5 protein-coding genes are annotated in these 4,140 nt (G+C 40.4%); all 5 read left to right on the top strand.

Annotated features, from left to right (window positions below; genetic code table 11):
• The first annotated feature begins 24 nt into the window (after window positions 1-24).
• The gene (locus H027_RS0117300) at window positions 25-420 is read left to right on the top strand and encodes a GFA family protein (protein WP_038150153.1); all 396 of its coding nucleotides are present in this window, start codon (window positions 25-27) and stop codon (window positions 418-420) included.
• Between the two features lie 77 nt (window positions 421-497).
• Window positions 498-848, top strand: coding sequence for a DUF3147 family protein (locus tag H027_RS0117295; RefSeq protein ID WP_024873561.1), 351 nt, complete (start codon window positions 498-500; stop codon window positions 846-848).
• Between the two features lie 295 nt (window positions 849-1,143).
• The gene (locus H027_RS0117290) at window positions 1,144-1,962 is read left to right on the top strand and encodes a pyridoxamine 5'-phosphate oxidase family protein (RefSeq protein WP_024873618.1); all 819 of its coding nucleotides are present in this window, start codon (window positions 1,144-1,146) and stop codon (window positions 1,960-1,962) included.
• 71 nt (window positions 1,963-2,033) lie between these two features.
• Window positions 2,034-2,438 carry an NUDIX hydrolase gene (locus H027_RS0117285; protein WP_024873617.1) on the top strand — a complete coding sequence of 135 codons (405 nt, stop codon included), beginning with the start codon at window positions 2,034-2,036 and terminating at the stop codon, window positions 2,436-2,438.
• 792 nt (window positions 2,439-3,230) lie between these two features.
• Window positions 3,231-3,974, top strand: a complete 744-nt coding sequence (locus H027_RS18595; protein ID WP_024873616.1) for a PA3715 family protein — start codon at window positions 3,231-3,233, stop codon at window positions 3,972-3,974.
• Window positions 3,975-4,140 lie beyond the last annotated feature (166 nt).

Here is a 4,140-nt window from a genome sequence, read left to right as displayed (position 1 = left end):
AGTTAGCTGCTTAGGAGAATTCCGATGCTTAAAGGTAGTTGCTTGTGTAATTCCATTCAGTATGAAATTCATGGTGAACTGGGGCCAACCATGATGTGTCATTGCTCCAAGTGCCGAAAAGCTAACGGTTCCGCTTTTGCTGTCAATTCAGCAGTTAAAGCAGAAGAATTCCATTTTGTGAAAGGCAAAGAGTTCGTTTCTGAATTTGAATCCACACCGGGCGTTTTCCGTGCTTTTTGCAAATGCTGTGGCACACCGCTTTTCAGCCGACGCCCATCGCAACCCGATATCCTCCGACTCAGAATTGGCAGCTTAGATACACCCGTTGACGTTAAACCCTTGGCTCATATTTTTGTCGGTTCAAAAGCCGCTTGGGATGAAATCCATGATGACATTCCACAATATGATGAACGCCCATAGTGTTGGTTTATTCATAGGTTCTGATATCGTTACGGTTTGCAATACGTTGATCCGATAACGAGACGGCCAAGGAACCTATGCTTTACCTGATATCCAAATATCTGATCACCGCTGGCATGGTGGTTTTGATCTCTGAACTAGCCAAGAAAAGTGACCGCATCGGAGCATTAGTTGCATCACTACCCTTGGTCACTATCCTGACGTTGATTTGGCTGTTTGTCGAAGGCCAATCGGAAACAAAGATCAGCAACCATGCTTATTATACGTTTTGGTATGTGATCCCAACGCTGCCAATGTTTATCTTGTTTCCTTATTTCATGTCTCGATTTGGTTTTGTGATGACATTAGTGATAAGCATTGTGTTGACCATCGTGACATTTGTTTTATTTGCTGCGTTTGTTAAACGATTTGGCATAAATCTGATGTAAAAAGCGCAGCTAACAAAAACTTAATGGCGGACGGCTTTCAGCCGCCCCATAAGTAAAAGTTATGCCGTTTCCCTTTCTTCTTGATTGCTATTGTGAAATTCATTGCTGTTTCAAATGCTGTTGTTAAATCAACAATCGCTTAATTTACTTAAACTTACGCTTCACTTTTATGGTCTCATTTGCCAAGCTATCTCAATCAACTCCGGTGGAGCATGGATGCTTCTCGTCCCTCCCTAATTCTCACTACTGCTGATTGATTTCTCCTGCGGTAGCTTTATCTAAAACAGGTGATGCTATGGCTCCACACACTAATTTATTATCGTTGATTGGTTCACCCGTGCTTGGGGTTGCTGCTACCTATTCAAGAAAAACTGATGTTTACATTTGTGGCGTTGACATTCGGGATAATGATGACTTAGTTCTGACTTTTCCAAAGGGGCATCAGTTAGCCGTTGATCAAAAAATCACATTGCACCTCGATAACCGCACTGGTGTTGATGAGTACGATGCCGAATTACGTGTCTATCGTGGTTCCTACAAAGGTTTGGTTACTAAAGTTCAAGATAATCAGATTTTAGTCAAACCGATCGAATTCGAGATTTACTATGGTGTCTCTGTTATTTATAGATTCGCTGAACGTGTTTATGAACACCCTATTGATGAACGTGTTCAACGTGAATTACCAATCACACCACTAACAGAATTACCAATTCCTGATTTACGTGAGGTCGAAAATAAAATTGGTGTTTTAGTCACACAAGCTAAATCACAGCCTCATACCACGGTGCTTGCATTTTTATCCTCTGCTGAGGATGACATTTTCTTCATTACATTCCCGGAAACGTTCAAGTCAAAGTTACTGAAACGCGACCATCATTGTCATTTCGCGATTGATTCAAGAGCTGTATTTACTTACACCCAGGCAATCGAATGGAACTACACAATCATCGAAGCTGACGCTTATCAAATCCCACAATCGCATCATTTGTTTGAACCAATTCGTGAAGCATTTGTGCAGAAAAACCCTTGGGAAGTTGGCTTCTTTAGCCATCCACAAGTTGAGCTATATCATTTAAAACCGAGAAAGGTTGTGTGCCCTACCCACGCAGAATAAACGCACAACAAAAACTTGGTGTGGGATGCTAACGCACCCCACAAGTAAAAGTTATGTGATTAGAGGTAGTCATGGCCTTTGATGATAAATTCAGACTCAGCAGTCATGCGGTTATTCTTAATTCCGAAGGGCACGTTTTACTTTTAAAAGCCGATTACGGTTCCAAATCCTGGGGGCTTCCTGGCGGTGCATTAGAGCCCGGCGAAACCATTCATGAAGCGTTGATCCGCGAGTGCCGTGAAGAACTCGGGGCTGACATTTTGATCCATTATCTCAGTGGTGTGTATTTCCATTCTGCCTATAATTCACAGGCTTTCATTTTCCGATGCGAACTGCCCTCGCCTTCTAACATCATCCTCAGCCACGAACATTCTGAATTTCGCTATACCTCAATGTCAGAACTCAGTGCTGTCCAACAGCAGCGCATATCTGACTGTCTTAATTTTTCGGGTGTTGTTACCAGTGCTAAATTCTAATGCTGATTAATCCATCATCATCTTGCACAGATATGATGCACAGCATTGATATAGCTCAGTTTTCATTAATTGAGTCCCCGATTTCATTTGTCTCTTTCCGTACCATTCGGCATCATGTTCATATGAGTAAATCAAGAGCAGAACACAGGTGTTGGGCATCTGATTGTCGATAGTCAGTGCGGTAGCTTTTGCTCTCAAAAAAACCGTCTTTTGCCGCAGCCAAAATCACATAACAAAAACTTAATGGAGGACGGCTTTCAGCCGCCCCATAAGTAAAAGTTAGGTAATTAATTTTCTTAATTATTTTGCGGAAAATTCAAGCCTTAAAGCGGCTGGTATGAGAGTTCCGTGTTGTTTACGGCTCACTTCCGGTGAAATGGTTGCCTTGCATAACTCATGATCTCACTACAGTGTGTAATTCAAATCCGCACTGGTTATGTCTTCGACAACCTTCAAGTCGTCGGTGTGTACGCCTGAAGCGGCTCATCATCTAGGCGTTTTGGTTTGAAACGACCACTCCCCGTTTCCTGAATGATGTCAGTGAAACATAACGTAAACCGGCAGTTTCAAATCTGTCGGCGCGTAATTCCGAGCGGTGGTTTGAAGCGGGTGCAGTGGCAACATTAAAGTCCGTGTACCAATTAGTCAGTTCAGTGGTGATGAATAAAAGATATTTCCTTTATTTTCCTACCTAACAAGGCGTTTAACTCGTTCGCTTTGCTCACTGGACGGCATTGTGTGCCGCCGTTTAACTTATAGTTGTGTTTCTGAGTCAATTTAAAAGAGAGCCCAATGATTAAACTATTATTTATTATATCTTTCCTTTCATTTAATTGTTACGCCTGTAGTGATGAAATAAAAATTCTTATACAGAATGAATTTGGTAATGATGTGAAATTCCTCACGTGCAAAAATAACCCTCAGCTGACAAATCAAACTATTATAGTCTTTGTAAGTAACACAAAAGATGATGACTCAGGCATTAGTGTTAACGATGCTCACACTGTATTGGTTGAAAATAATAAAATAATCAAATCATTAATAGAAAAAGGCATGATCAAGAATGATACGATACATCTCGACGACATAGAAATAGATACTGGTTTATATAATATAACTCAAACATTACGAGCAATTGGAGTTCGATATCATTTTGTTGGTTCATCGAGAGTTAATCCATATTCAGAAAATGTTTTAAATCTATACATAAATGAAAAAAATACTCTCAGAAATGTTTTATATTCACTTTCTATGCATGAACAATCTGGCGAATGGGATGGTAACTGTAATGGTTATTTTGATGAAATCACCCGCTATATCAGCATCGCAAAATCGAGCTCATATGGTTTTTATGACTTATTTTTAACTGGAAAATCAGCTCACTCTATAGCTCAAGCCAAAAAGGAAGATTGTAGTGAGTCAACAAAAACCGCCAAGATAAACAAAGTAAAAATAACCTTTGATGGCAAAAAATATAAAATCCCTCGTGATTTTAATTCAGATCTCTTGTCACCACAAAACACAACAAATTTTTAATGTCGGACTGCACTCCGTGCAGCCGCATAAAACGAAGTTAGGTAATAAAAACGGCTTATTGGTTGACGGTAAATTCGAGCCTTAAAGCGGTGTGTATGAGGGTTCCGTGTCGTTTGCGGCTCACTTTCGGTGAAATGGTTGACTTGCATAACTCATGATCTTACTT

This window comes from Tolumonas lignilytica (assembly GCF_000527035.1).
Lineage (GTDB): Bacteria > Pseudomonadota > Gammaproteobacteria > Enterobacterales > Aeromonadaceae > Tolumonas > Tolumonas lignilytica.
This window is presented reverse-complemented; position numbering and strand designations above follow the sequence as displayed.

Coding starts and splice junctions, on each gene's coding strand:
- H027_RS0117290 (WP_024873618.1), top strand. CDS start 1,144: ATGGCTCCACACACTAATTTATTATCGTTGATTGGTTCACCCGTGCTT.
- H027_RS0117285 (WP_024873617.1), top strand. CDS start 2,034: ATGGCCTTTGATGATAAATTCAGACTCAGCAGTCATGCGGTTATTCTT.
- H027_RS0117295 (WP_024873561.1), top strand. CDS start 498: ATGCTTTACCTGATATCCAAATATCTGATCACCGCTGGCATGGTGGTT.
- H027_RS18595 (WP_024873616.1), top strand. CDS start 3,231: ATGATTAAACTATTATTTATTATATCTTTCCTTTCATTTAATTGTTAC.
- H027_RS0117300 (WP_038150153.1), top strand. CDS start 25: ATGCTTAAAGGTAGTTGCTTGTGTAATTCCATTCAGTATGAAATTCAT.